This is a genomic window from Fervidobacterium pennivorans DSM 9078 (genome assembly GCF_000235405.2).
In the GTDB taxonomy this organism is placed as follows: Bacteria; Thermotogota; Thermotogae; order Thermotogales; family Fervidobacteriaceae; genus Fervidobacterium; species Fervidobacterium pennivorans.
Genome location: NC_017095.1, coordinates 1,233,093 through 1,253,883 on the forward strand (window position 1 = coordinate 1,233,093; position 20,791 = coordinate 1,253,883).

A 20,791-nucleotide genomic window follows, 5' to 3' on the forward strand; every position below is an offset into this window, starting at 1 on the left:
TTAATAAAAACAGGACTTAGAAAAGAAAAAGAATAAAATTTCTATAAAACTATCTTGTATGAGCTTTTAATACGAAAATCTTATTTAGCTGTAAGTTATTGAAATTTATTCGCACCATCGCTCTTAGAGAACTTTGAACCGAAGTTTTTGGACACTGGAGCTGCCATTATTGCGTGTTCCAAAGTGTTGTTTACTCTGTTTGACCATTCGGAACTCATAACAACTTTTGTCCCTTCATAGTCAAAAAAACCCCCGTTGATGGTTTTACTATACCATTTCGGGGGTGTTTTTTTGGTCCACGTTTTAGTCTAGTATGAAACACTTTTTCTAATAATAAGAAATCAAGTTGGTTGCTTTTATTCTACAGTAGTACCAAAAATCATTTGGGGTAATCCATGTGGTGATGTATTTATTCCTATGTAAAACAAATATTTAAGCGTATTATCTTCACTAAATAACTCACTAAACGGTACAAATAAACCAACTGACGGATAAACTTTTAGACCTTGCACGTAACTTTCAACAAATAAATGTCCATAAATCCCATGTAAAATCGTCCCAGTATTACCATCTAAAACAAGCGGATTGGCAACACCAAGAGTTAACCCACTATTTCGCACTAAAATCATGTTTCCAAATAAGAATGCATTATCTGTAAAGAGTGTTTTTGCTATCGAAACATCGTATGAAGCTAAGTCGAGTGAGTCAACTTTTATTGTTGTTTGTGCTTCAAACGTAGTATCTCTCCCAAGTGCCATACCTAAGTAACAATATGTAAAAAGATTGGAAAGCAATTTATCAGTACTGAACAACTCTTGGATTTTATCATTGCTCAAAAGCATGAAAACTTGTGCTTTATAAGGTATTTCAAATAAGTACGATGTAGCCAAAACCCCTGCCCCTATGTTATTCTTATAGACCCCTGGAACACTTAAGCCAAACAGGTTAAATGCTGAATCAAGAAGTCCTATGTCTTTACTTTTGAAGCCAAAAGTAAAATATCCGTACAAATCAGTTATTGGGCTCAAACTAAATCCGCCAATCTTCAGCATTCCACTGAGATTGTAATCGCTCGTTGGATAATAATAGCTTACTAATAGTTCGTACGTGTCTTTCATTGTAAACCAACTTACATACTGAGAGTATGTTAAATTAAAATCAGTGTCTGTAAGCTTCAAATCAAATATCGGCGTAACTATCAAAAATGTATCATTTTCGATATTCCCAAATGTGAATATCATATATCCTCTGTGCTCGTCGCTGTCAATATTGTATTCATACATGGGTATCCAAGTAAGAGGTTTTATCATCTTTTCGATTCTAAACGATAATTCAGAACCGGACTTAAACTCTTTATCGATAAATTCATACTTGTACTCGTATTTTACTAAGTTACTTTCTGTTTTTACAATTTTAGATTTGTAAACACCTGTTCCCGTATTGAGTGAGTATGGTATATAACTCACATAGTAAATATCTTCACCTTCAATTGCGAAATCATATACTAACATGTCTTCACCAAGTTTGTAAAGTCTCATCTCAGTTAAATCGTAGTAGTAAGGATTTACATATTTTCCGTCCACTCTTGTAAACAGCAAGCCATTTCCCCAAAATCTCACATAAGGACCTTTCATGGCATCGTCTTCTAAGACAACCGTGTTTTTAGTTACCAAGTCGTACACTATTATTTCATAATCAGAAGTAAGCATTGCCAACTTGCCATTATTTACATCCATGTAAGCAACGTATTTCTCTATGGACAGTTCCAAACCTTGCCCAGAAACTCTCGTTTTCATTTTCTTAGCATCGTATTGTGCAATATATAGATACCCATCATCTACATCAAATGCAGAAATATTGCCCTTAGCTATCAGCTTATTCGAAGTAATCTCCCAAATTTGGTTTTCATATTTTCCAAAATTTTCAGCCTTTGTGAGAACATAAGTTTTGTCTTTATCGTATTTGATATCTAACGCAATTACTGTTTTGCTTCCTTGTTCTTTACCATCTTTACTTAAGAAAACAAGCCTTGGATTGACACTACCAATATAAGATGTTGCTGGACCAAATTCTACACAATACACCCCTAACTTCTCACCCAAAAGGTCTAACTTATATATCTTCGCGTTTGGCGCCTTGTATATCAAATCTCCTTCCGAGTAATTCAACTTCATCAACGACCTTATCCAATCTGTGTAGAGTTCGTCAAATGGTTTACCAAAAACCTTCTCAAAAATATCTCTGTACTTTAACCCTATTTCAACATCTGGAAGAATTGTGGACGTTAACGCTATATATCTCTTCATCTTCTCAATACCGTAAGAGTCAACCAAGTATTTATAGAACCCTGCCGTGAAGTTATAGTAAAGTTGCCCTCCTCTAAAGTCATCAGGCGGCATGATTTCCTTGTAGGTAAAAGATGGAAAGTTTTGTATGGTATAGTAATATAACCCATCAGAAACATACGGATTGTTCAACCTTCCAGAATTCTTTGAAAACGCACTTTCAGCAAATACCGTTGTTCCTTCTCCAAATGGTCCGTTCATCTGAGGCAAATACGGAAATCCCATTAAAATACTCACAAGCTGCGTAAACTCATCTTGATATGTAAGATGCACCATATGTGTGAATTCGTGGATAATCAAATACGTATACCAGTCCTCAAGAGGAAGTTCGAAACTTATCCAGCTTTCAGGTGGCCACATGTACAATGTTATCGTTCTGTGAAATAGAGGATTTGTAAAACCATTACTAACGGTTCCTTTGTCTTGTAAAATTATCGTGATCCTTCCAGGGTCGTTGCCAATCAGTTCAATAACCTGTTGCCTAACGTTTTCAAATATCTTACCTACAAGTTTTGCGTTTTCCTCGTATCCTTCTGGATAAACTATGTCGGCGTGTTCAAAGTGGAGAACTCCAGACAAAGCAACAGCAGAAACAAATGTCAAGAAAAATGCCAAAACCAAAAAGCTCTTTTTCACAAGCTTCACCCCCAATATATATAAACCATATTTCATATTTTCCTCCATAAACATTTTATCACATTATCATTTTTCTGCATCTGGCCAAAGTAAACAACAAGTGATACATAGAAACAACAAAAAAGCGGCTCTTTCGAGCCGCTTTCGTTTGCTATTTTTACTATTATTTCCTACCCTCTGCAAGAGTGTTGAGATCAAGTTTTATTCCAGGTCCCATTGTGGAAGCAATAACTGCTTTCTTTATAAAGTTACCCTTCACACCTGCCGGTCTGAGAGCAAGAATCTGTTCGTAAGCAGATTTTATGTTTTCTTTGAGTTTTTCTGAGTCAAATGAAGCTTTTCCAACTGGTATGTGTATATTTCCTGTCTTATCTGTTCTAACCTCGACTTTACCCTTTTTGAACTCAGAGACCGCAGATGCAACATCATCTGTAACTGTTCCTGTTTTTGGATTCGGCATTAATCCTCTTGGACCAAGGACCTTACCGAGCTTACCAATAACCTTCATCATATCTGGAGTTGCGATTGCAACATCGAAATCAAAGAATCCTTCGTTAGCAATTTTGTCAGCAAGTTCTTCTGCTCCAACGTAATCTGCACCTGCTTGTTTTGCTTCCTCTGCCTTGTCTCCCTTTGCAAAAACCAAAACTCTTACAGTCTTACCTGTTCCGTGTGGAAGGCTAATTGTACTTCTTATATTCTGCTCACTTTTTCTGTAGTCAATGTTCGTCTTTACGTGAAGTTCCACCGTTTCATCGAACTTTGCCGTCGCTGTCTTTTTTACAAGCTCTACTGCTTCGTCAAGTGGATAAGATTTTTCTCTATCTACGAGTTTTCTTACTTCATTGTACCTCTTGGAGTGTTTAGGCATGTGTGAGCCTCCTCCTTTCCGCTTCAGTCTACAACTTCCAGACCCATGCTGCGAGCTGTTCCTTCGATTATTCTCATCGCAGCTTCAATGTCGTTTGCATTGAGGTCTGGCATCTTGAGTTCAGCAATTTCTCTGATTTGTTGCCTTGTCACTTTTCCAACAATCTTCCTCTTCGGTTCCGGCGAACCTGAGTTGATTTTCGCTGCCCTCTTCAGTAAGAAGCTGGCAGGAGGAGTCTTCGTGACGAACGTAAATGACCTGTCATCGTAAACAGTAACGATGACTGGTATTAGCAATCCAGCCTTATCAGCCGTGACTGCGTTGAACTTCTTACAGAATTCCATCAAGTTAACTCCTCTTTGACCCAATGCAGGACCTACTGGAGGAGCTGGCGTTGCTTTTCCGGCTTCGAGCACAAGCCTAACCTGTGCTACTACTTTCTTTGCCATACAACTTACCTCCCTTTTTGTGGTATTTTCGGGCTCTTTGCCCTCCCACTGCGCACAATGCGCGCAAATTATCTTTTATTTTTTACCCTTTATATCTTCTCTACTTCACTCACATGAACAGTAACTGGTGTTTCTCTACCAAATATCGTAATATTCACCTTAAGCTCTTGTTTCTCTTCATCGACTTCTTTTACTACACCTACAAAACCTTCGAACGGACCAGTTATAATCTTTACAGAATCGCCAGGTTGTATTTCCAGCTCTACCTTTGTAACCTGTGCTTTTGCTTCGTGTCGTATTTCCTCAAGACCTGCTAATCTCTTAATGTAATGTACTTCTTGTGGTTTCAACGGGAGTGGTCTTCCACCCGCCGAGACAAATCCCATCACAAATGGTGTGCTTCTGACAAATTCCCATGTATGGTCGTTCATTATCATCTCAACAAAAAGATAACCTGGATAGAGTTTTCTTTTCTTTGTCTTTTGGATAATTATCTCTTTTCTCGTTGGATATTCTACAATTGCAACCCTTCCAGTGCTCTTTGCGTATATCTTTCTTCCCTCAGCTAAAACTTGACCAGCCTTAACTACAACACCCTTTTTACAAACATTCGGATTAAACACATCAACGTGAATTACATAAACATCCTCGTCACCAAGAATGGTTCTAACAACTACCCTTTTGACTTTTTCATTTATCGCCACTTTACCATCTATATCACAGATATATTCATCCGAAGCTGCCAAAAACGTTCCCTGGAATACATTTGCCCCTACGCGAAGTCCGGAAATCGGTTTGGCAGATTCCGGGATTACGTAAGTCTTTGAAAATTTCTTATCTGTAGTTTCGATAACTATCCTTCTGGCGTTTGTAACATCAACTATCGTTCCATCTCTTCTAACCTTAACAGCAGGTTCTTCGGCTATCAAGTCACCTTTTTCTACATCCATTCCGTTACTAACGTGCAATTTAGCATCATGACTCACAATATGTCTTTCAAGAGACTTACTGGAAGTGTCTATAACGGTCTCTTCTAAAACAACAACGTTTGGGATAATATTTTCATATCCCTGTGCTTTTATTTTAGCTTCAAGGTTTTCTTTTACCTTATTTTCATACCCGGTGATGGTATGAATTATGTACCATTCTTTTTTCATTAGTTATTCACCTCAGAATTTCTTAAGCAGCGCGCCAAGTGTTCCAGAGAAGAGAAGGTCAACTAAGAAAAGATAAATTGACGAGACGGCTAAAATAAATAAAACTACTCCTGTAGATGCCAGGAGTTCTTCTCTGTTAGGCCACGTTGTCTTTTTCGCTTCTGCGATAACCTCTCTAAAGAATTTCTTCAACTTTTCCATCGTTATCTCCCCCGATAGCCTTTATATTTAGGTACGGATAGTGTTGTATGTTCAATATATTATAAAATTTGGCAGGGGCGGCAGGACTTGAACCCGCAACACCCGATTTTGGAGACCGGTGCTCTGCCAGTTGAGCTACGCCCCTGCAAAAATAATCATAACTAAATATTAGCTATTAAACCTTTGTTTCTGTATGGAATGTGTGTTTGTTGCACTTTGGACAGTATTTTCTGAGTCTGAGTTTATCTTTCTTACTTTTTTCTTTTGTCGTGTAATAATTTCTTGTGCCACACTCTTCACACTTGAGCCCTATTTGAACTCTCATCGTCGTCCAGCCTCCTATACTATAAAAAAATATTTGGTGGTGAGGGAAGGATTTGAACCTTCGAAGGCATTCTGCCAGCGGATTTACAGTCCGCCCCCTTTGGCCACTCGGGCACCTCACCACACATTCAGTGGCTGGAGCCAACGGAGGGACTTGAACCCTCAACCTGCTGATTACAAGTCAGCCGCTCTAGCCGGTTGAGCTACGTTGGCTCGCTTATGCGTTAGTTATTATACCTGAGAGGGGCAAATTTGTCAACGTTTCATCTGCGTTTAAGTATGTTACATTTTTTCAAAGACGCTCACAAACTGCCAGTGAATATAATACCATATTCTCTCGGAATTTCAAGGGAGAATTTGATTTTTGATTGTCGCATAACTTAGAGTATTGTATAAGCTTCAATTATTACTGATATCTAGTATATTCCCTGTATCCCTCAAATTTCCTCCGAACTTCGACCAAGAACTTTCAGCTAAGCCTGAAGATTTGGTTTGAACGGCATAAATCTTCCAATTTTCGCCACCAAAATAGATAGTTCCACCCTTACTCAATGTTGGAGGCGACCATATCTTGCAACCTATATTCACACGCCACTTTTCTGTTCCATTTGAAGGGTCATTTTAATCACATCTTTTACAGCATACAATGTTTTAATCCCAGCCACTCACATAGACCGTTTCGTCTGGTCCAAGTACTGGTGATGCATTGACATGCCACGTAAAGTTCAACCTTGACAATACCACTTACATTCGTTGCCTTAACAATAACAGTAATAATTCCAAAAACAAATGTGTTGTGTTCTGAGTAAATTATTTTGACTTGCGGATTTGACCTACGAAATTTCAAAATCGTTCGGTAAGTAATAAAAAAGCCATCCCTCAAAGGATGGCTCAAGGCAGAAATCTAAGTTTTACTTTACTCGTATATAATCTCCCAAGTGAATTCTGGCACTGCCTTTTTCAACATTGCGGAAACACCACAGTATTTGTCTTGAGAAAGCGTGACAGCCTTTTCCACTTGTTCCTTTGGTGGTTCACCGTTGAATTTGAAATGGTATTTTAGATGAATCTTTGTGTAAACTTTTGGATGTTCCTGTGATTGCTCGTACTCTACCTCCATCCAAAAGCTTTCCATTTTGTCAATCACTTTCATTTTCCTGAGCAAGGACACAACATCCATACCTGTACATCCCATGAGTGAATAAAGCATTAATTCTTTAGGTCTTGGTCCTGCATCCCGACCACCAACCGAGGGGTCCGCATCGATAACTAAATCATGACCAGACAATGTCTTCGAATAAAAAAGCATTCCTGAATAAAAATCCATACGTGCTGTTGCCATGGTCTAACCTCCTAAAATAAACTTTTTAAACCTTCATTTTTCCAAGCAATATGAGAAGTCCCAGGATTATCATAAACGCTCCACCGATATATTTGACCCACATTTCCCATTTTGGTTTTCCAAAGCCGACAGTGAGAGCTTTTGAAAGTGCTGCGCCTATTGTCAAAAATGGGATTGAGATACCAAGAGAATATACGAACAGCAACAAGATCCCTTTTAATACACTCTTTTGAGCTGCAATGAGCAATATAGAAGCAAGAACTGGACTACTGCAAGGAATCCAAACAAACCCAATTGCACCACCAAGGATAAGTCCACCAACAAAACCAACATTCTTGAATTTCCAAACGTTTGCATTCTTGCCTTTAAATATTTGGACTTCCAACATGTATAATATTCCCAGAGTTATTATACTAATTCCAATAACCTTTTCCAAAATGCCACCGTATTTGGACAAAAATGTGCCAAGAAGCGAGGAAAAACCTCCGAGAAGGCTGAATATTACAGAAAAGCCTATGAAAAACCCGGCAAGTCTTTGAAACCTTTTTTGTCCGCCAAGAACTATCCCTATGAATCCCGGGATTAGGGGCAAAACACAAGGACTAAAGAATGAAAGTAACCCATGGATAAGCGCAACCCAAATACTCACATCTGTTTGAACAAGTGAGACCATCTTTCTCACCAACTTTCAAGAAATCACTTATTCAATTGTTTTCAACAAGCAAAACCCTTAATACGCCCATTTCCTTAAGCTTGTTGGCAACCTGTACATTTGATGTCACGTAAACCGTATTTATGTCAACATTACTTGGAACACTCTCAACTTGCTTGGCGTTCTTATCATATTTCAAAACGTATTGTGCATCGTTTTGTTTAACCTTTACAATCGTTGGTTTTCCTTTGTAGTCGTCTTTCTTTTTCGAATACGCTTCGAAACTTTCTTTGTAGTTTTCTTCAACAACTTTTACTAGAAACCTAAGGGCTTTGAGAAAATCATCTGCCGGCATATAACCAGGCACCTGTGTTATTTGGGTTTTATCTTTCAAAAAGACAAAAGTCGGAGTACCTCGAACACCAAAGGCTCCAAAAAGTTCTGTGTTGGTGTAGGTTTTCCCCAGGAACGTGGTTTTATAGTTTCCAGGTTCTATCCTAACAAAGATATAGTTACCCCTTAGAAAATCTTGGATTTGTTTGTTTGTAAGTACTTCTTTATTAAAAAGTTTACAATAATAACAGGATTCGGATGTAAAGGCTATCAAAACCATTTTTCCCTCAATATTCGCTACTTTGTGTGCAGTGCCAAGGTCTCTAAATTCGTACTCGTAAGCTTGCACCGTAGTGGCAAAAACTGAAAGAGTAAAAAATGCAACCAATACTAGAAACCTTCCAAAACGGTTAAGCATATATATCACTTCCCTTTAATTACTGTGGTTTTAACTTTGAATTTCTTCATAAAAAATCTTGATAAAAAACGCAGTAACGGACAGCTGAACTTCATTCTATTAACCTCCCTTTTGTAAAGAAAGAACAGTTGAAGAAAGAGAATGTAGGGAAGGCTCTTGATAACCTTCCCTACGTTCTTTGTTCTTAGCTTATTCCAAGAATTCTATCAATTCTTGCTTTATCAAAACCAACGATTATTTGGTTGCCTATTTCGATAACAGGAACACCCATCTGTCCAGATTTTCTTATCATTTCTTCCGCACCTTTTCTATCTTTGGAAACGTCCACTTCGGTGAATGGAATCCCAAGCTGCCTGAAATATTCTTTCGCTCTTCTACACCATGGACAAGTTGGTGTTGTATAAATCTTTACTTTAACATGTGCCATAGTCTCACCTCCCAAGATTTATTTTTTAAATTAGAAGTATTTCTTTAAATTAGAAGTATTTCTTCGCAGCATGTTCCACAGCTATTGCACCGTCTGCTGCTGCGGTAACTATCTGTCTTAGATTTTTGACCCTGATATCACCAACTGCGTATATACCTGGAACGTTTGTTTCCATGTTCTCATCTGTAATTATGTAACCATAATCATTCATGTTAACAAGACCTTTGAATATTTCGGTTTGTGGGACAAGTCCAACGTAGATAAACACTCCGTCAGCTTTTATAACCTGTTCTTCTTTTGTTTCGTTGTTTACAATAACAACTTCTTCAACTTTGTTTGTACCTCTAATTTCCTTCACGACATGGTTTGTTATTACCCTAATCTTTGGATTGTTCAAAACTCTCTCTTGCAACACCTTTGCAGCTGTCAGGTATGGCAAGTTCTGTACCATTGTAATGCTCTTTACAATCTTTGATAGAAAATGGGATTCGTCACATGCACTGTCTCCACCGCCGACTACAACAACATCTTTATCTTTGAACAGGTATCCATCACAAGCAGCACAGTAGGTAACTCCTCTACCTCTGAATTCCGCTTCACCAGGAACTCCGAGTTTCCTTGGTTCCGTTCCCGTTGCCAAAATAACAACTCGACCTTTTACTTTGTTGCCATCATCAAGTTCTACAACTTTGTAATCCCCATCCACGTAAACTTTCTGTGCGAATGCATAATGGAATTCTGCTCCAAAATGTTTTGCATGGTCCGCAAATTTTTGACCTAACGCTTGACCTTCGATGCTTATTTCACCAGGCCAGTTTTCAACTACGTGCGTTTGTGTTACTGCTCCACCTTCAATCGCTTTTTCTATGACAAGTGCAGTTAAACCTGCTCTTCTTGCGTATATAGCAGCAGTGAGACCAGCAGGACCTCCACCGATTATGACAATATCGTAGTAATCTTTTAAATTCGAACCAAAACTACCAACTTCGAACTCAAATCCACTCATCTTAATCCCTCCTCCTTTAATACTCTTTCTTGTATCATTTCTTTCTAAAAATTCAGGGCACAAGTGCTTGTGCCCTGAACGGTTTAACTACTTTAAAAATGTCTCTTTTTCCTAATCCTTATTACTCTGCCAAATCGAGAACTTGCTGCAAGAACTGTGGTTCGGGATAAGCACCTATAAAGAACTTGTCTGGATTCCTGTTGATCGCTATGTGAGGAACGGAAGAAACACCAAACTGTTCGCTTAAATCAAAGAATTCATTTGCTTCAATGACTTCCGCTGTTACCATGTCACTTGCAAGAGCCATGTTGTGTGCTGTGAGTGCTGCCCTTGGACAGTACGGACATGTTGGTGTAACAAAGACACTTATTTTCACAGGTTTATCAAGTGATTGAAGTTTGGCTATAGTTTCAGGTGAAAGTTGTGGTTTTGCACCATTTCCAAATGTAATAATGTCTTGAATAAGTGTTCCGAACTCATGTCCTGAAGGAATACCGTAGAATCTGACTCCTCTATCTTTTCCATCTTCGAGCGTGAGAATCAATGCAGGTGCAAACTCTACATTGTATTCCTTACCTTTTTCGCTGTCTTTGTGATACTTTTCAACAATGATTTTATCGGAAAGTTCCTGTACTTCATCGAGCAATTGGCTCTCTAAATCACAGTATTCACAGTCTTCCCCATGAAAGAAAATCAACTTCACGTTGTTTTTAAGTTCCTTTGCGAACAAATCTTGTAAGTACTTCCTATCCTTTTCTTGTAATAAACCCATATAAAACACCTCCAGTTTCGTTTTTACACAACCATTATACTCCTAAAGTCTTCAATTAGGGTTAACTAATTGTAAAAATTAGACTAAATTTGTCTATTTTTCTCCTATCGGATAAACAAACGATTTCATTCAATTACTTGTCTAAAAACCACTCGATCACGGCTTTAGTAACCTCTTCTTTTTCCACATCGTTACTGAGCACGTGCCCTGATTTTTCGAAGACTAACATTTTGCGCTTCTCAGAGCTAATGTTTTTATATATGAACTCAGCTGCTGAAAGCGGAACTGTGTTATCGTTTCTTGCTGCAACGACGAGAGTATCACTCGTTATCATGGGAACCTTTTTTCTTGCTTCCTTCATGAGTTTATACAATTCTGCCGCTTGTTTGGGCCAGTTGTATGACCAATATTCATTCTTGAGATATTGCAAATCTGGGTCATCGTACTGTTCATCATTTTGTCTGACCATCTTCTCTTTGAAGAGTGCCAACAACGGGGCCAAGGCTATTCGTTTATCAAACACATGCGTTGCTGCTGCGAGTGTTACCAGTTTTTTGGGTTTCAAATCGGCTGCCATAATAAGTGCTATGACCCCACCCATTGAAAGTCCTGCTATATAAACTTCTTTACAGATGCCTTGGAGGTCATAATAGGCATCGTATGCTCTTCTCAACCAATCGTGACGCGTTGTAGTTAAAAAGTCCTTCCCACATGTTCCATGCCCTGGTAGTCGTGGTACTGAAACCGTGAGACCTGCTTTGTTCAATTCGTTTGCCATGTATTCAAAATCATGCGGTGAGCCAGTAAAACCGTGAACTAAAAGAACTCCCGTATCCCCTCCACGCAAAAATATTGGTAAAGACCTCTTCACTGTTCGACAATTCGCAAACTGCATAGTTACCCCCCTGTTCTTTAAAATTCGCTGTTAACTCTCTCAATTATACCATACACTATCGTGTTCTTTACTTTTTACTTGTAAACATCGTAGAAACAAGGAAAGCAGTGAATAAGAAAAGCACAATCGTTGGGCCTGGTGGTAAATCAAAATAATAAGCAGATAAGAAACCAAAGAAGGAAAATACGGAGTTGAATACCATAGATTGAATAACTGCAGAAATAAGCGACCTTGCACGCCCCTTAGAAAAAGCTCCAGGAAGGACCAAAAAGGCACCCATAACAATTACGCCTGCAAGTTTTAAAGCGGATACGACAACCGTTGAAACAAGCACGAGTACTAAAAGTCTAATTATGTGCGTTTTTATACCATAAAATTTTGCCATTGTTTCGTCAGCAAGCCAGTAAGCGATTTCATAATGTTTCAAGCTTAGCACAGCTATAGTAAGCGCAAGAACAAAAACCATAAAATAGATATCATGGTTAGAAATAAGTAAGATATTTCCAAATAGATAAGACGTTACATCCACTGTGTAACGAGGGGATTTAGAAAAGAGTACAACACCAATGGACATAAATACAGGTAATAACATCCCTATGGCCGTGCTTTCCGCAATCTTTGAGTCGTTACTTAATACATATACAAGGTATGCGAAAAACAATGTTGCCAGGACTGAACCAAGCAAAACGTTAAAATTAAATATAACAGCAAACGCCACACCAGCAAATATTGCGTGCGCCAGCCCATCGCCTATAAACTCCAATCTTTTGTAAACAATAATAGGTGAAACCATACCTGTCACAAACGAGATTAACACATTTGCAATCAATGCATTTCTCAAGAATTCGTAATTCATCAAGTCAGTGATGAAAGTCATCGTATCACACCCTATTTATTTTCTTTGAGATTTGAGAGATCAGGATTTTCATGCGCGTGTTCTACTTCATAGTGTGAATGAGCCCTAATCCATATATCAAACTCACCAAATAACTTTTTAATATCTTCTGGACTAATTTCTCTTGTTGGTCCGTGACAGTGCAATGTCTTATTGAGACACATTACAGTTTTACATTTTTCGAAAACCATTCCAATATCGTGGCTCACCATTAATATCGTAATTCCCAGGTCTTCATTAAGTTCATAGAGAAGGTCGTAAAATCGTGCTTTTCCCATTTCATCCACTCCAGATTCTGGTTCGTCGAGTATCACAATATCAGGTTTACCCACAATTGCCCTTGCCAATGATGCTCTTTGATACTGACCACCAGAGAGTGTTCCAACAAGCCTTTTTCCGAAGCCTTCAAGTCCTACCTTGGTTAACACCTCGTCAACAATCGCTTTCCAATTTTTCTCTTTTCTAACAGGTAACCTCACGAAATCGTAGACGCTGATTGGAAACTCTCGGTTAAACGAAGAAAGTTGAGGAACATACCCTACTTTTCCCTTCAGTATAACTTCTCCTTCGTAGGGTATCATCCCAAGAATAGATCTAATAAGCGTAGACTTTCCGGCACCATTGGGTCCAATTATTCCCACAAAATCTTTTTTGTAGACTTTGAAATTTATATCCTTTAAAACCTCTATCTCACCGAACTTAACAGAAAGATTCTTTACAATTACCACAGGTTCGTCATTTAAACTACTTGCCATAAACTGCCTCCTTGATTGAGTTATAAGCATTTTCAAACAAATCGGCTATGGTTTTTGCTTCTCTCCCAAGTGGGTCAAGAATCTTGTATTGCCTTTTCAATTCGCTTGAAACAACCTTTATCGCCTCAGTTCTGAACTGCGGACCTACAAATACTCCTATCAAATTACTCTTCTTTGCCAGTTCGATTATATTCTTTAAATGTCCTGCCGAAGGTTCTTTCCCATGTCCCTCTTGCAAAGCAAGGACTTGTATACCATATTTTTTAAACAAGTATACGTAAGAAGGATGCTCTAATATAACAACTGCACCTTTCTTATCCTTGAGGAGCTGATCAAATTTTTTAGAGACTTCCTTTAATGAGTTTATAATCATTTTCGCATTCTCTTCATAAACTTTTGCGTTTTGTCTATCCATTCTCACCAACTCGTCCCTTATCGCAGGAATGATGTAATTGGTCAAAAAGTCGATAGAAAGCCATACATGTGGATTATAAGTACCTTCTTCATGCTCATCCTCTTCTTCCAGCTCGACCAAATACTTTGATGGTATTTTTTCACCAACAAAAAGCACTTTCTTATAATTCTTTAAATACGCATTATCAAGCCCCAGCCCATTCGCAACAATTAAGTCAGCCTTCGAGAGTGCTTTGACATCACTAATGGTTGGATTAAAAGTGTGAGGGTCACTCCCCGGTTTTATTAGCAAACTCACGGTTACTTTCTCACCTACAATCTGTTTAACTATAAGGTAATACGGATTGATAGTAGTAACAATGTTCAGTCCAAACATCCAAGTAATGAATATGGAAACAATACTCACAGCTAACATCTTCCTCATTCTAACACCTCCACCTTAGATTACCTTTCCGATACTTTGAGTTACGATTTTTTCTTATGACAGTCTTCGCACAATCCACTAAATAAAACAAAATGTTCTTGGATTTTGAATTTGAAGTGCTCGGAGAGATATTTTTCGTAATCATGCATATGACATTCATCAATTGGAAACAGTCTTCCACATTCGACACACCTGAAAAAATGTCTGTGGACAGAAGATGAGTAATAGTATGTATAGTTGTCAAGTGAAAAACGTTTCAGATAACCAGTCTGATACAAATACTCAAGTGCGCGATATACTGTAGTCAAGCTCATATCTTTAAGTCGTTTGCTTACTTCATACGCGGTCAACGGTACCGGAGAATTTATTATCTCTTTATAAACCTGTTCTCTGTTTCTTGTCATGCGCATCTGGCATACCTCCGATGACTTTTTGCAAGCCGTTGCATAATTTGCAAATGATTTTCATTTTCATCTACAGTATATCACTCTTACCAAGTCTGTCAAGTCTAATTCAACTTCAGCAGACCTATTTATTATGCCATGTGTTAATGCGTAGTTTCCTCATAAATAAATTGTTTTAGCACACATTTAAAAAATTACCGTCAAACCACTTGACACTTAAAAACCCTTGTGGTATTATGTTTATCGGCACGTCAAGTCAACGCTGCCGAAGAGGTGACCTGGTAGCTCAGCAGGTAGAGCACCTGACTTTTAATCAGGGGGTCGCGGGTTCGAATCCCGCCCGGGTCACCAGAGAGAGGTGCGAGAGTGGCGGAATTGGCAGACGCGCTGGACTTAGAATCCAGTGGGACTGATAATCCCGTGAGGGTTCAAATCCCTCCTCTCGCACCAGGGAAAGGTTACCGAGCGGGTGTAGCTCAGCGGTAGAGCACTTGCTTGCCAAGCAAGGGGTCGCGGGTTCGAAACCCGTCACCCGCTCCAGAACTCGATAGGTGCGAGCGCACAAGCGCTCGTTTTTTATCGGAAAAATCGATGCCTGACTGTTTGACTTGTAAGTAAAAAACAAGAAGGGTTCTTGACGAAAGTTGGCTTGTGTGGTATAATATATAGCGAAAATAACAAAGAAAAGTTTATGCCGAGGTGGCGGAATTGGCAGACGCACATGGTTGAGGGCCATGCGGTCATTGGGACCGTGCGGGTTCAAATCCCGCCCTCGGCACCAAAAAATGATGAAAGCGCCCTTTAAAGGGCGTTGTTTTTTCGATAGTGCAAAATCAAATAATTTTGAACGAAATTGAAACAAGGTAAGTCTAAATATATGGAAAATAAAGGATTGTTCTGAAAACAAAGGGGGCGAACGGTCTCGACGGGGGTAAGCCCTCTTTGGAAGCGAGCCGAGGTTGCCTGCCGTCCTCGTAAAAAAACGGCAGGGAAAAGATAAGTGCCAACGAATACGTTCCTCTCGCTGCCTAATTAACAGGTAGCCGTCCTCTACGAGGTTTGGCCAGCGCCTCGTAGTTGGGCGTGACCCAGCTGGCCAGGTAGCTCAGATGCGCCTCACGTCTGAAGCTACCTTACTTAGTGAGGCTGGTCAGTCAGTAGCCTGTCTGTGGGCGACTGACTGACGAGAACCAAAACACAGACTGCGCTCGGAGATGCCAAAGAGGGTTTACTTTCGGACGCGGGTTCGATTCCCGCCGCCTCCACCAGATGTAAATATATACAATATACAAAAAAGCCCTGAGGAAAATCAGGGCTTTTTTAAATGCATTTGAAAATTTCTCTACCATGGTAAGTTGAGAGGTTTGATTTCCTCTTCATACAATCTTTCTAATTCTCGCTTCAGTTCATCGCTTAGTTCAAATTCAGAAGCTTTGATATTGGATTCAAGTTGTTCAAGATTTTTAACACCGGTTATAACAGTCGTTACAGCATCAAAGCTTAGGATAAACCCGATAGCGTATTTAACTAAGTCCTCATCTTTAACAATAGTTTTTATTTTGTCAACTATCATTGCTCTCTTTAAAATCACATCTTGACTCCAGCGTGCACGTATACCTTCGAATTTACTGTTTGCGTTGTATTTGCCTGTCAACCAACCAGAATCCAAAGGCACTTTGATTGCTAAGAGAATTCCTCTTTCCTTGACTTTGTCGAAGAGATATTTCGGTGATTGGTGAATTATATTGAAAAGAATTTCAATAACATCAACATCCCAGTTGTTCAAAACTAACTCAAGTTCTTCAAGAGTGTCTATACTCACTCCGTAACCGCGTATTTTTCCCATGCGTTTAATCTTTTTAAATTCTTCTTCGTGATTTGTTTTTCCTTCCAGGATTTCTCGAGGTGGATTGTGAAGAATCACACTATCGATATATGTTGTCTGGAGTCTTTTCAAACTCTCGTTTATCGACCTTTCTATCGCCTCTTCACTAAAATCTGTTTCACCCAAGTGATTGTGACCGAATTTTGTGTTGATGAACACATTCTCCCGAACATCTTTTAAAGCTTCACCTATGATTCTTTCGCTTAAGCCATTGGAGTAACCTGGCGCTGTATCAAAAAAGTTGATACCCATTTCATATGCTGCTCTGACGAGTTTAACGCCCTCCTCGTAGGTCATAGCCCCCCAAAGGGGATTAGCTAACTGCCAGCCACCAAATCCTATTTCACTTATATAAACATTGAACCTTTTTACGTATCTTTTGTTCATAAACTAACACCTCCGTAATAGAACTTTGTTATTCATATATGATATCGCCATATCAACTCTCTGTCAATGAATTGTAATCATAATTAGCTTGTTGAAAATTGTCTGATTTGCTAAAATGGGATTTAGAGAGTCAATAAAATCTTTCCGAAAGGGGGCTCTATATGACTCGAGAAAGGCCACACAACATAGAATTTGAAATTACAACAGCCTGTAATTATCAATGTATCCACTGCTATTGCAACGCTGGTCCAAAGTCAAAGAATGAACTTTCGACAGAGCGGGTAAAGAGCGTTATAGACCAGCTTGTTGAAGCTAATACAGAACTACTTGATATTGTTGGTGGGGAACCACTTGTTCGTTCGGATATCTACGAAATACTTTCATATGGCTGTGAAAAAGGGTTACAAATGATGATGAACACCAACGCTTCGCTGGTAACAAAACAAGTAGCAAGAAAGCTTAAAGAAGCTTGTCCAAACTTGCTAATCGGTGTCTCACTCGATGGTCCAACACCAGAAATCCATGAAAAAATTCGTGGAAGGGGAACTTTTGACAAGACGATGAATGGAATGGTAAATTTGCTCAACGAAGGTTTTGATGTTACTATTCTCTTCGTTGTAAATGCCTTGAACTATAAATACATCGATGACATGCTCAAACTTGCAGAAAGCCTGGGAACACACTTATACGTTGACCGCTTCGTCCCTGTTGGGAGAGGACTTTTGCACAAAGATTTGTTGATGCCAACAAAGGAACAAATTCAATATGTTGCCAAAAAGCTGGAAGAATATAACGGAGGTGTACAGTTATTTGTCGAGGAGAATATCTTTGGTGGAGAATGCTCTGCAGGAAAAACACATGCGTCTATCTTAGTTGATGGAACCGTTGTCCCATGTGGTCATTTTAGATACAGCCCAGAATTCTATATGGGGAACATAAATGAAAAACCATTTAAAGAGATTTGGTACAGCTATGACCAACAAAGTATTGTTCCAAAACAGTGCTCAACCTGTCCACTCTACAAAGTAAGCTGTCATGGAGGCTGTTTTGCATATTCGCATTTAATCTATCAAACCAGTGATTTGCTTGTTTGTAAAGTATTGTGAATTATCCCGAAAGCAAGGGTGATTAGAACTTATGGATAACCACAATAAAGGACTAAAACCTCACAGAGAATCTATAACAGAAGTGTTTCTTGGACTTAGTTTAACGAAAAATAAACTTGTCTTTAAAGGTGCAATTGTTGGATTTCTTAGCGGACTGGTCGTAATATCTTACAGACTAGGAATACATAATGCTGATATTTTACGAGAAAATATCCGTAAATTGGCGTTATACGAACCGAAGTTTTTGATTTTAATCTTTGGAATCTTCATTGTTAACTCTTTCGTCATCACTAAACTTGTGAAATCAGAGCCAATGATCAGTGGCAGTGGTATCCCTCAAATAAGGGGAAAAATACTAAGACAATTTGACTATAACCCTTTTAGCGTGCTTTTTAAAAAGTTTTTAGGTGGAATCTTAGCTATATTGAATGGTTTTTCATTAGGTCGAGAGGGTCCATCTATACAACTAGGTGGAACGATAGGATTGGCAGTTAGTAAACTATGGAAAGCAAACAAAATAGAAGAAAAGTACTTAATAACTGCGGGTGCAAGTGCAGGATTAGCTGCTGCTTTCAATGCACCATTAGCTGGAGTTGTATTTGCACTAGAAGAGTTACATAAGAGCTTTTCTTCATCTGTTTTAATAGTTTCTATGGTTGCTGCAATTGTTGCAGACTTTGTTTCAAAAATCATATTTGGACTGAATCCTGCTCTTTCATTTACATTAATCCAACCAATTGAGCTTAGGCACTACTTACTATTACTGTTACTCGGCGCGTTGACAGGTATATTCGGAGTCATTTTCAATCGAACACTTCTCAAATTTTCCGCCTTGTTTGATACTATTAGATTGAAAGTGTTCCTTGTTTCACTGTTATGTATTTTTCTGCTTTTTTGGTTTCCGGAAGTATTAAGTGGTGGACATGAACTCATTTTAGAAATATATTATGAAAGAAAAACGATAGGAATGTTATTGGTTCTACTGATTTTTAAATTCCTACTTACAGTACTAAGCTATGCTACTTCGGCACCTGGTGGTATTTTTCTTCCAATCTTGGCAATTGGGGCACTTTTTGGAGATATGGTTTATAACATGTTAACTGCTATTTCATCACTACCGGGGTATAAAGCAAATTTTATAGTCCTTGGTATGGTTGGATACTTTACTTCAGTTGTAAGGGCACCTATTACAGGTATAGTATTAATAACGGAAATGGTTGGCTCTTTTAACCATATTTTGGAGCTGTCTGTTGTAGCATTTAGTTCGTATTTCACAGCTGAATTAATGCGTGAGGAACCAATATACGAATCACTGTTGAAAAGAATGCTAATGAAAAAGGCAAAGACAGAAAAACATGAAGAATCTCCAGAACATGATTACTATTTAGACGAGAAAACTTTGATAGAAATACCCATAAACACGGGTTCTGAACTGGATGGCGTTATGATTAAAGACTTTCCCTGGCCTAAGGGTTGCTTGGTAGTGTTAGTAAAGAGAGGAAGTGCAGAAATCATTCCTAACGGCAAACTAATACTGCAAGGCGGTGACATATTAACAGTCCTCTGCTCTAAAAAACAGGCTGTAGAATGCAAAATGTATCTTATTTCAAAAGCAACAAATGAAAGGTCGTTCAATAAACCAAATTGAATACGCTGAATATATAGATAATTAAATGCAAAGGCTCCGGAAAATCCGGAGCCTTTTTGTTATTATCTGATTGGTTTGTCTTTCGTTGCCTCTTCTAGTGTCAGGAGTCTTTCGTACCTTCTATTTACGTATTCTTGTAACTCATCTATTATCTCTTGTGCATCTGGTCTTGAAAGTAGAGGTTTGAACCTTCCCTGAGCTTTTATGTATTCTGCTATTGGTTTTGGATTTGTGATTTTCTTTGTTACACGATAGACTCCTCTTTCAACTTCGTAAAGTGGCCAGTATAGTGTTTCTATTGCTAGTTTGCTAATTTCAACTGACTTATCATCGCTAACTCTCCAAAACCTAACACACGGTGAGTATGCAGCTATGAACGATGGTCCATCAAATTCAAGTGCTTTTTCTATTTTCTTCATGAAATCCATCGGTTCTGCTATGGAAACTGTCGCAACATAGACATTCTCGTGTGCTGCCATTATCTCAACAAGGTTCTTTTTGAGTTGTACTTTTCCAGGGAGTTTTTTTCCAACGGGAGCTGTTGTTGTGTCTGAACCTGGGGGTGTTGCACCTGACCTCTGATTACCTGTATTCATGTATCCTTCGTTATCGTAGACGATGTATATGAATTTGTGACCTCGTTCAATTGCTCCAGAGAGTGATTGCAATCCTATATCGTATGTTCCACCGTCTCCACCGAATGCAAAGAATGCATATTTCTTATCTTTATCAATTTCTCCCTTTTTCACAAGCGCTCTGTAAGCCGTTTCTACTCCGCTTATTGTTGCAGCAACGTTTTCAAATGCGTTGTGAATGTATGGAACATTCCAAGATGTGTAAGGATAAATGGTTGTAGAAACTTCCAAACAGCCAGTTGCAAGGCCAACAACGGGTTCGTATCCTTTAGCTATTGCTGTCATAAGGGCAAATCTCACAACGTTTGGAGCCGCACATCCCGGACACATTCTGTGTCCCTGTGTCATCCCAGGATTTTTATCGTGGAACAACTTTGCGAGTTCTATAGCGTTAAGTGGCATTTATTACA

General features: G+C 38.8%; 22 protein-coding genes, 7 tRNA genes and 1 other RNA gene. 7 read left to right on the forward strand and 23 right to left on the reverse strand.

From position 1 onward, the window contains the following. Positions 1–95: 95 nt before the first annotated feature. The 21 genes from FERPE_RS10790 to FERPE_RS05830 all read right to left on the reverse strand — a co-directional run bounded on the left by FERPE_RS10790 (position 96) and on the right by FERPE_RS05830 (position 14,726). Entirely contained in the window at positions 96–218 is a 123-nt protein-coding gene (locus FERPE_RS10790; protein WP_280985138.1) for a hypothetical protein, read from the reverse strand. A gap of 138 nt (positions 219–356) precedes the next feature. Further along, positions 357–2,981: a hypothetical protein gene (locus FERPE_RS05735; RefSeq protein WP_211204744.1), complete on the reverse strand. Its 2,625-nt coding sequence runs from the start codon at positions 2,979–2,981 to the stop codon at positions 357–359. Between the two features lie 163 nt (positions 2,982–3,144). Continuing rightward, the gene (gene rplA / locus FERPE_RS05740) at positions 3,145–3,852 is read right to left on the reverse strand and encodes a 50S ribosomal protein L1 (RefSeq protein WP_014451709.1); all 708 of its coding nucleotides are present in this window, start codon (positions 3,850–3,852) and stop codon (positions 3,145–3,147) included. 23 nt (positions 3,853–3,875) lie between these two features. Further along, a complete protein-coding gene (gene rplK / locus FERPE_RS05745; RefSeq protein ID WP_014451710.1) occupies positions 3,876–4,301 on the reverse strand; it encodes a 50S ribosomal protein L11 in 426 nt (141 codons plus the stop codon). Positions 4,302–4,390: 89 nt separating this feature from the next. Beyond that, a complete protein-coding gene (nusG, locus tag FERPE_RS05750) occupies positions 4,391–5,458 on the reverse strand; it encodes a transcription termination/antitermination protein NusG (RefSeq protein ID WP_014451711.1) in 1,068 nt (355 codons plus the stop codon). A gap of 12 nt (positions 5,459–5,470) precedes the next feature. After that, entirely contained in the window at positions 5,471–5,659 is a 189-nt protein-coding gene (gene secE / locus FERPE_RS05755) for a preprotein translocase subunit SecE (RefSeq protein WP_014451712.1), read from the reverse strand. Positions 5,660–5,728: 69 nt separating this feature from the next. Beyond that, positions 5,729–5,804: transfer RNA gene (locus FERPE_RS05760), tRNA-Trp, on the reverse strand. A gap of 30 nt (positions 5,805–5,834) precedes the next feature. Beyond that, positions 5,835–5,984, reverse strand: a complete 150-nt coding sequence (rpmG, locus tag FERPE_RS05765) for a 50S ribosomal protein L33 (protein WP_014451713.1) — start codon at positions 5,982–5,984, stop codon at positions 5,835–5,837. Between the two features lie 34 nt (positions 5,985–6,018). Continuing rightward, positions 6,019–6,105 (reverse strand) — tRNA-Tyr (locus tag FERPE_RS05770). 14 nt (positions 6,106–6,119) lie between these two features. Then, positions 6,120–6,196: transfer RNA gene (locus FERPE_RS05775), tRNA-Thr, on the reverse strand. A gap of 703 nt (positions 6,197–6,899) precedes the next feature. Continuing rightward, a complete protein-coding gene (locus FERPE_RS05780) occupies positions 6,900–7,325 on the reverse strand; it encodes an OsmC family protein (protein ID WP_014451714.1) in 426 nt (141 codons plus the stop codon). A gap of 25 nt (positions 7,326–7,350) precedes the next feature. After that, on the reverse strand, positions 7,351–7,998 hold the full coding sequence (locus FERPE_RS05785) for a cytochrome c biogenesis CcdA family protein (protein WP_014451715.1): 648 nt from the start codon (positions 7,996–7,998) through the stop codon (positions 7,351–7,353). A gap of 31 nt (positions 7,999–8,029) precedes the next feature. Beyond that, positions 8,030–8,728: a thioredoxin family protein gene (locus FERPE_RS05790; RefSeq protein ID WP_014451716.1), complete on the reverse strand. Its 699-nt coding sequence runs from the start codon at positions 8,726–8,728 to the stop codon at positions 8,030–8,032. 184 nt (positions 8,729–8,912) lie between these two features. Then, positions 8,913–9,155: a glutaredoxin family protein gene (locus tag FERPE_RS05795; RefSeq protein ID WP_014451717.1), complete on the reverse strand. Its 243-nt coding sequence runs from the start codon at positions 9,153–9,155 to the stop codon at positions 8,913–8,915. Between the two features lie 49 nt (positions 9,156–9,204). Further along, complete coding sequence (gene trxB, locus FERPE_RS05800; RefSeq protein WP_014451718.1) at positions 9,205–10,161, reverse strand: thioredoxin-disulfide reductase; 957 nt, start codon at positions 10,159–10,161, stop codon at positions 9,205–9,207. Positions 10,162–10,282: 121 nt separating this feature from the next. Continuing rightward, positions 10,283–10,933 carry a protein disulfide oxidoreductase gene (pdo, locus tag FERPE_RS05805; protein ID WP_014451719.1) on the reverse strand — a complete coding sequence of 217 codons (651 nt, stop codon included), beginning with the start codon at positions 10,931–10,933 and terminating at the stop codon, positions 10,283–10,285. Positions 10,934–11,066: 133 nt separating this feature from the next. Further along, the gene (locus FERPE_RS05810) at positions 11,067–11,828 is read right to left on the reverse strand and encodes an alpha/beta hydrolase (protein ID WP_014451720.1); all 762 of its coding nucleotides are present in this window, start codon (positions 11,826–11,828) and stop codon (positions 11,067–11,069) included. 67 nt (positions 11,829–11,895) lie between these two features. Further along, on the reverse strand, positions 11,896–12,705 hold the full coding sequence (locus FERPE_RS05815) for a metal ABC transporter permease (RefSeq protein WP_014451721.1): 810 nt from the start codon (positions 12,703–12,705) through the stop codon (positions 11,896–11,898). A gap of 11 nt (positions 12,706–12,716) precedes the next feature. Continuing rightward, a complete protein-coding gene (locus FERPE_RS05820; protein WP_014451722.1) occupies positions 12,717–13,478 on the reverse strand; it encodes a metal ABC transporter ATP-binding protein in 762 nt (253 codons plus the stop codon). Further along, positions 13,468–14,316 (reverse strand): metal ABC transporter substrate-binding protein, encoded by an 849-nt coding sequence (locus FERPE_RS05825; protein ID WP_014451723.1) that lies wholly within the window; start codon positions 14,314–14,316, stop codon positions 13,468–13,470. The genes FERPE_RS05820 and FERPE_RS05825 overlap by 11 nt, the downstream gene beginning before the upstream one ends. 41 nt (positions 14,317–14,357) lie before the next feature. Continuing rightward, positions 14,358–14,726 carry a Fur family transcriptional regulator gene (locus FERPE_RS05830; RefSeq protein ID WP_014451724.1) on the reverse strand — a complete coding sequence of 123 codons (369 nt, stop codon included), beginning with the start codon at positions 14,724–14,726 and terminating at the stop codon, positions 14,358–14,360. A 269-nt stretch (positions 14,727–14,995) separates the two neighbouring features. On the opposite strand from FERPE_RS05830, the gene FERPE_RS05835 reads away from it, so the two are divergent. The 5 genes from FERPE_RS05835 to ssrA all read left to right on the forward strand — a co-directional run bounded on the left by FERPE_RS05835 (position 14,996) and on the right by ssrA (position 15,988). Continuing rightward, positions 14,996–15,071, forward strand: a tRNA-Lys gene (locus tag FERPE_RS05835). A 9-nt stretch (positions 15,072–15,080) separates the two neighbouring features. Further along, a tRNA-Leu gene (locus tag FERPE_RS05840) sits at positions 15,081–15,170 on the forward strand. A gap of 15 nt (positions 15,171–15,185) precedes the next feature. Next, positions 15,186–15,260 (forward strand) — tRNA-Gly (locus FERPE_RS05845). Positions 15,261–15,413: 153 nt separating this feature from the next. After that, positions 15,414–15,501, forward strand: a tRNA-Leu gene (locus tag FERPE_RS05850). A gap of 127 nt (positions 15,502–15,628) precedes the next feature. Further along, positions 15,629–15,988: a transfer-messenger RNA gene (gene ssrA, locus FERPE_RS10380) on the forward strand. 74 nt (positions 15,989–16,062) lie between these two features. On the opposite strand, the gene FERPE_RS05855 is transcribed toward ssrA, so the two are convergent. Continuing rightward, positions 16,063–16,992 carry an aldo/keto reductase gene (locus FERPE_RS05855; protein WP_014451725.1) on the reverse strand — a complete coding sequence of 310 codons (930 nt, stop codon included), beginning with the start codon at positions 16,990–16,992 and terminating at the stop codon, positions 16,063–16,065. A 161-nt stretch (positions 16,993–17,153) separates the two neighbouring features. Here FERPE_RS05855 and FERPE_RS05860 point away from each other — a divergent pair, with 161 nt between their 5' ends. Together FERPE_RS05860 and FERPE_RS05865 are read left to right on the forward strand one after the other, a co-directional pair. Continuing rightward, positions 17,154–18,098 (forward strand): radical SAM/SPASM domain-containing protein, encoded by a 945-nt coding sequence (locus tag FERPE_RS05860; RefSeq protein ID WP_014451726.1) that lies wholly within the window; start codon positions 17,154–17,156, stop codon positions 18,096–18,098. Positions 18,099–18,129: 31 nt separating this feature from the next. Further along, entirely contained in the window at positions 18,130–19,746 is a 1,617-nt protein-coding gene (locus tag FERPE_RS05865) for a ClC family H(+)/Cl(-) exchange transporter (protein ID WP_014451727.1), read from the forward strand. Between the two features lie 62 nt (positions 19,747–19,808). Here the strand turns inward: FERPE_RS05865 and FERPE_RS05870 are convergent, their stop codons facing one another. Beyond that, positions 19,809–20,783, reverse strand: coding sequence for a thiamine pyrophosphate-dependent enzyme (locus tag FERPE_RS05870; protein WP_014451728.1), 975 nt, complete (start codon positions 20,781–20,783; stop codon positions 19,809–19,811). Between the last annotated feature and the right edge of the window lie 8 nt (positions 20,784–20,791).